The organism is candidate division WOR-3 bacterium (genome assembly GCA_016934535.1).
GTDB lineage: Bacteria > SDB-A > SDB-A > SDB-A > SDB-A > JAFGIG01.
The window spans coordinates 1-7076 of record JAFGSQ010000040.1; the positions used below are offsets into that span (position 1 = coordinate 1).

At 42.0% G+C, this 7076-nt stretch carries 5 protein-coding genes; all 5 read right to left on the reverse strand.

All coding sequences use genetic code 11. The features are described from left to right. Window positions 1–325 precede the first annotated feature (325 nt). The gene (locus JXL83_06355) at window positions 326–1669 is read right to left on the reverse strand and encodes a sigma-54-dependent Fis family transcriptional regulator (protein ID MBN2363733.1); all 1344 of its coding nucleotides are present in this window, start codon (window positions 1667–1669) and stop codon (window positions 326–328) included. Window positions 1670–1675: 6 nt separating this feature from the next. Beyond that, window positions 1676–2668, reverse strand: coding sequence for a HAMP domain-containing histidine kinase (locus tag JXL83_06360; protein MBN2363734.1), 993 nt, complete (start codon window positions 2666–2668; stop codon window positions 1676–1678). 44 nt (window positions 2669–2712) lie between these two features. Beyond that, on the reverse strand, window positions 2713–5784 hold the full coding sequence (locus tag JXL83_06365; protein ID MBN2363735.1) for a hypothetical protein: 3072 nt from the start codon (window positions 5782–5784) through the stop codon (window positions 2713–2715). A gap of 71 nt (window positions 5785–5855) precedes the next feature. Further along, window positions 5856–6299, reverse strand: coding sequence for a nucleoside-diphosphate kinase (gene ndk, locus JXL83_06370; GenBank protein ID MBN2363736.1), 444 nt, complete (start codon window positions 6297–6299; stop codon window positions 5856–5858). Between the two features lie 20 nt (window positions 6300–6319). After that, window positions 6320–7076, reverse strand: a 757-nt coding sequence (locus tag JXL83_06375) for a hypothetical protein (GenBank protein MBN2363737.1), incomplete at its 5' end; no start/stop codon positions are given.

Consider the following 7076-nt stretch of genomic DNA (forward strand, 5'->3'; position numbering starts at 1 on the left):
TCATCTTCTTGTTTATCTTCAGTCCGTCCGATAGACTCTTGAGAAACAGCGCTTCGTCGTCAACTATCAGTACTTTGCTCATGTGGCTGGAATAAGCAACAACTGTGCCACGAAAAAGTTATATATATCGTTCTATATATTGTTAGTTGTATAAAATGCTAAACAAGTTTTAGATAAAATATGATTATACCGTTCAATATTACCCAATCATTTTGAACTCGCTGATTTTTATGAAAATATAAATGAAGCAAAAAAACAGAGACAAAAACACTTTATCCCGAACAAGTAAAATTCTCTAATAATCAGGATTCAGTCAGTTTTTAATTTACAATGAATTGTAACTCTTTAATTTTCTTTTAAGAGTTGAAAGCGAAATTCCAAGATCTCTCGCTGTTTTTGATATATTCCGTTCATTGTAATTGAAAATTTTGATTATGTGTTCTTTTTCAATTTGATCCAGTATTGCGATGCCTTTGAACAATTCTTTTTTAATCTCATCTTTTTCATTTTCTTTTTGAGAGAACAATATTTTTGATGGTTCAACTTCCTGTCCATCAGCGATTATCATCGCTCTCTCAATAACATTTCTAAGTTCCCTTATGTTTCCGTCCCAATCGTACCTGCACAAGAGAGATTTCTGCTCTTCTGAAATCCTGTAATACTTTCCTTTCGAGAGGTTTTTAACAAAATAATCTGCCAGATCAACAATGTCGTCTTTTCTTTCTCTCAGCGGGGACAGATGAATCCTCAGGACATTGAGTCTGTAATAGAGGTCTTTTCTGAAAACATTTTTCGAAGAGTTGCCGTCTATGTCCGAATTTGTTGCCGCAATGATCCTGGCTTCGGTTTTTCTTGTCACTACGTCTCCTATCCTCCTGACCCTCTTTTCTTCTATGACGCCGAGGAGTTTTGACTGAAGGGCAAGCGGCATCTCGCCTATTTCGTCGAGCAGTAATGTGCCCTCGTGAGCTACTTCGAACAGACCTTTTTTATCCTTGTCGGCTCCCGTAAAAGCGCCTTTTTTATATCCAAACAGCTCCGCTTCTACGAGATTTTCGGGCAGGGCAGCGCAGTTCACACTTACAAATGGCCCTCTTTTCCGGCTTTTTTTATGTATAATTTTGGCTATGAGCGTTTTCCCTGTTCCGGTTTCCCCTGTTATCAGTACGGGGGAATCCGATCTCGCGGCAATCTCTATGAGTTCGTCTGTTTTGGATTTGGACATGGAAGATCCGATGAATTCAAGGCCGTCTTCTTCTTTTTGTTTAAGATATTTGAGGTCTTCAAGTCCCCGTTCCAGGTCCAGTTGTTTTAAACTTTTTTCAAGAGCGAAAGTGAGTTCTTTGAAATTCACCGGCTTGGAAACATACCAGAAAGCTCCGACTTCTATAGCTTTCATTGCGTTCTCAAAACTCGGAAAAGCCGTTGAAAAAATTATTTTCGTTTTCTCGTTGTTTTTAAGTATTTTTTCGCAAATTGTGTACCCTTCGACGTCGGGAAGTTTCTGATCGAGTATGACAACATCAATTATCTCTTTCGAACAGATTTCGAGACCTTCTCTTCCCGTCGTTGCGGTTAGCACTTCCATTCCTCTGACTCGGAAATGGTCGCAAAGCGACATGAGGAATATTTCGTCGTCGTCTATTACAAGAAGGGTTCTTTTATCCAATCTTCCTCAAGTGCTTTTTGGTATGTAAATCATTACTTCTGTTCCCCTTTCCAGGCTTCTCATATCTATAGTGCCGCCCATTTTGACAAGAAGGTTCTTCACTATTGTCAAGCCCATTCCGGTCCCTTTAGGTTTTGTCGTGTAAAACGGGAAAAAGATCTTTCCTCTCTGCTCTTCTCCGATCCCTATTCCGTTGTCTTTTACGGAAATACCGATTTTCGATCCGGCGCTCGAGACGTCAATATTAATTTCAGGATTGTCAATATCAAAAACCGCATCCATCGCATTAGTCAAGACGTTGAGAAGTACGTGCTGAAGAGCTCTCATGTCGGTCATGGCAAAAATCAGGGGCGCTTTGTAACTCACTTTGTATTCGATTTTTCTTTTTAGAAGATCAGATTCTATTAGTTTCGTGAATTTATCGAAAAACGGCCTCATGTTGACGGATTGTATATTCAGGTCTTCATATGCGTTGAACACTTTGAACATCCTCAGGAGGTATTCGATTCTGTTTATTTCAGTCAAAATACTCTCGAGATATTCCAATACTTTTTCCTGCGAAAAATCCTGAATGTTGTCTTTTAAAACGCTGGAGATTGTTTTTATTGAATTTAACGGGTTTCCAACCTCGTGGGAAAATCCTGTGAATATATAACCGATGTTGTCCATTGTCGCCGTGGCTTCGGCGATTTTTTGAAGCCTCTCCTTCTCTGTGATGTCGTTGAGGAGAATTGCCGCGTGCTGTTTTGGCATCGAATAGACTGTGTAGCCCAGAATCATCTCACCGACGTAAGCTTTTCTCTGAATTTTTTCGGTTCTCGACAAATTGTGTTCGCCTAGTCCGAGAATTTTGAGCAAAGGTGCATATTCGGAGGCGTTGAGAACATTCGCCGCGTAAGTGTTTATGAGAAGAGTTTTTTTTGTCGGTATATCCAGCAAGACAAAACCCGTGTCCATTTTCTCTATTATCTCGAAACATTCTCTGTTGTCTAAATCCATTAGAGTACTCCGTTTATTTACAATTTATCACAAATTCATCAACTTTAAAACAGCAGTTTAATCCCGGTCGAAAGCTTCTGATAAGTATTCTCGTCAAATCTCTTCTCGCCGCTGTATGAGGCATAGAACCTGAAATTGCCTGTCACGCGAGCATCCGATATCAGATCCCAGTGAAATACGTAACCAGGATAATCCATAGCTTTGAGCTCAGCGGGAGCCGAGCGGATCGTATAATAATTGTAAGTAAATCCGAATGAAGCGTCCGACCTCAGGATTCCGGAATAAGACAGGCCGGCCGACAGGTCTGCTCTTCTGAAGCTGAATTTTCCAATACCCGGATAATTAACCAGTTCCCCGTAGTTTCTCAAAGTGCCGGATAAAACTATTCTCGGTTCGTATGCTCCAATTTCGAGCGCGGCCAGCGTTCTGGATTTAACTTCGTCAAAAATTGTTCTTTGGTCAGAAGTTATTTTTTCAGAAAAAAACTGCCCGTACGAGATTTCCTCCTCAAAACGGATTACTGCGTCGTATTCATAACCCGACAAAACGGACCATTCGGTTTTAACAAGGTCTCCCTCTTCGGCTGAACTTAAGTTTTTATCCATTTTAAACGAAAACCAGGCGCTTGCATCGGCCGTCAGCTCTTTTACGGCTCCGGCTGACAACAATCTCGAGCCTTTGATGGTGAATTTTTCATTCATGGTATTTTCCGAAGAAAAAAAAACGACTCTCAATGCGTCCTCGGAAATGTTAATTTCATGTGCTTTAACAATAAAACGAAAAGAATATCCTCCATACACAGGACAAAAAGAAGTGTACAAAGATACGTCGGTCACAGGGATTGACGCTCCTGTTTCCGCCCATTTTCTGATGAATTTTCCGTAAGGATCAGGATAGTAGACTCCAGCTATCGAATCGAAGCTGTAATTGCCCTCTCCTTCTCTGACTTCTTCGAACAATGCCATTCTTGTGAAATATCGCGTTCTCGAGAGTGAATAATCGGCGTTTAAAAGTACAGTTCCGCCTGACAAAAGCGAGAGCGCTGCTTTACCTAAATAAAAAGACTGTTCAGGGGCGGGATTCTGCTCTCCGGGACTCTCCGTCCTTTTCGATGCGTATAATTCCGCCGACACTTTTTCTCCTGAAAACTCGCCTTGAAATCCGGTTTCCCTGGACTTCATGAATGCCGATCGTGAATCCTGCTGAATAATGTCTTTCCTGCTTAAAAGCGTGAAAGCGGACAGTGAGAACTTATCGGTAAAAAACAACAACAATTTTCCTCTCACCCTGTCTGTCTGAAATCTTGAAGTGTCTTCCGAGTTTTCTCTCGAAAATATGACATCAGGTGCGAAAATCGAGAAACCGAAAACGCCGGCGATTGTTGTGACGTCCTCTGATGTCGAAACAGTACCGATAGCCGGACCCGATGAAGTGTCTCCAGTCTGATCCGATCTGGCGATCGATATGTTTCTCCGGGAATTTCCAATCACAAATGTAAAAACAGTTCTCTCTTTGCAAAAATCAATGTTTTCCAAAAATCCTGCCTCTCCTCCGAACGATAAAAAACCGTAAACAGAACCTTTCAATCCTGCGCGGCCCCATTTTCCCCCGGGAGTGAGCAGCGAGGAGAAGTATTCAACGGGCGATTTGTGACCCCAATCGTCGAGAGAGGAGAATCTCCTGTCCAGAACAGCTATCTCGGCATCAAAATTAAAACTGCTGCTTAAAAATCTTATGTTTGAGCCAAAACCGAAACCTTCATTATCATAATCGTCTCTGGATGAAAACAGATTTCTGTCTGAATATGACCTTGCTCCTGTTAAATTCAATTCGAGCCTTTCTGAAGCGTACCCCGACGAGACAGTCTCGACCGATCTCATTTGTGCGGGTCTGACTGACACCTGTGCCGTGTAATCTCCAGATCCGGTTCCTGCGTATCTGAAACCCGGAAGCGCATCGTCGTAGATATAATCGCCCGATGCGCTGTCAACCTTTGTGAACGCAACTTCGTAAGAACCTTTTCCGTATCCTTTGAAAACGTAAACTCCTTCCTCAAGATCGTAGGAACCGTTTCCCTCGCCCACGAAAATTCCAGCGTCAACAAATGCAAGGTCCGCAGAATCTCCCAAAGATTCGAGTATTCTAACGGTCTGATCGCTGAGTGTAAAACCGTAAGGCGAATCTTTTACGTCTGAGAACCCGGCTCTCGTAAAATCCAAGTAAAATTCGCCGTAACCGGCCCCTGCGGATACAAGATGAAAAAATCTCCTGAAAGAATTTCCCGAAGCTTTGAAATAAACGATGGCTTTGTCCCCATCACTCAATGACACGTCGGGTGAAAACGTAATATGTGCTCCAAAGACTGTTTCTATCCTGTAATCCTTTGACTGCAAAAGAATACCGTTCAAATACACTTTTTCACTGCCGGGTACGAAGTTTTTATTTTCCCTCCTTTCAATCAATACGTAAGGTCCCTGAAATCCGAATTTTAGCTCAACGATCTTCACCTGAGATTCATCCTTGAGCTCACCATACAAACCTTCCGCCGACAAATTATCATTTTTCAGCGATCCTTTGATCCCCAGAAGCTCACTGAACATTCTTCCCGCGAAATCGAAATCTCTTTGTTCTTCAATATCTCCCAAAGAAGCCTGTAAGACAGGAGACTCGAGAGTGATGTATATTTTATCCAGATCTCCCACGGGTATCGGTTCCCCGCTTCTTCCGCTGTTTACGTATCCCCCCACCTTCCAGTAATCGCTTACTAATCCAGTGAAATTTACAGCGAGGTCCTGTCTGACTTCGCTGTTCCCGGTCCCGGACCAGCCAAAACCGAAAGTCTTTTCTCCTCCTATGCTTATGTCGTCTTTTTTTTCTTCTTTTTCGAAAATCTCACCGTAATAAACTGTTGATGTGTCTTCGAAAACACGGGGAAGATAAGCTCTGTAGACGCTGTCGGCGACACTTGAAACCGGCACATATTGAACGACAACGGTGTCGAATATCGAATCCGTAAAATAAACGAGCCCATTTTTGAAATCAGTTTCAACGCCGGTCAGCTCCGGAATAAAAACAATTGAATTGACGACTATCGGACTCACACTCAATTCGCGCAAACCATAAACGGGAGGCGCGAAAGTATCAAATGAAAGGAAAAACCCTACGGGTAAAAATGCTGGTAAGATCACTATATCCAGGAACGTGCTGCGAGTTTGTATTCGACAATTTCGTCTTCGGTGAAAAATATGCCGATTTCCCTCGCCGAGGAACGGTCCGAATCCGATGCGTGTATTATGTTCTGCCTGATTCTCATACCAAAATCCCCCCTGACAGTTCCTGGTTCTGCTTTCATGGGATCCGTTGCACCGCACATCTTACGAACGACTTCTATTCCGTTCTCTCCTTCGAGAACCATGACAACCGAAGGTCCTGACGTAATAAAGTTGATCAGTGAATCGTAAAAATCTTTTCCTTCGTGCTCTTTGTAGTGCTTTTTGGCGGTTTCTTTCGATATTTGAATCAGCTTGAGAGCGATTATTTTCAAGCCTCTTTTTTCGAATCTTGTGATTATTTCCCCTATTAGCTCCCTTTGAACGGCGTTTGGTTTTATTATTATCAGGGTTTTTTTCATCAATTCCCTCCTTTAAAAATTCATCTTTGACAAAACCTTAATATTCTGGCAAAAGCCGATTTGTCCGGGATGTTTTTTTCATCGTAGACATAATTGTCCCCAAAAGACGCAACCGAGAGAAACACTCCTTCTCCGTACTGACTTGACACAAAATGCCTTTTTGCTGAAAACATTAACAAGTCTTCACATTCGTACAATATGACCGCGCCCGACTTTGAGATCTCTGATGAGACCTCAGTCCTCACCTTTTCATTTAATGCAAGAACCGAAACCGTCAGTTCGGAACCCGACAGGCTTAGTGTAGAAAAAAGTGAAAAAATCTTCACGTAGAATATTAAAATAAAAGCAGTTGTCGCTGATGCTTTACTTTTGAAAAAAACCGAACACAAAGTCATAAGAAACAATGAGATAAAACCCGCCACAAATCCTAAAACAATTTTTCCGTCAGTTTCAATTGCATCGAAAGCCCAGCATAATTCGGGAATGTTTTTGAATATTCTTCCGCTTGAGAACATTATGGGATTTGAAAATACAAACACTTTTCCTTTCCCGAAATTTATTTCATGAAACAGCGGCACTGAAGTCACCCCGGATTCTCCGCTTTTCCTAAGAGTCAATCCTTTAATGGATAACACGGGTTCCAAGGGAGAAGAAACAAAAATTTTCCGGAATAATCCGGGGTTTGCAAAAGACGTCCAAACAGTGTCGCCTTTTCTGATTTCAGCCGTAAAATATCCTGCTGAGCAGGGAGAATCTTCAGATTTTTCAGCCACAGCA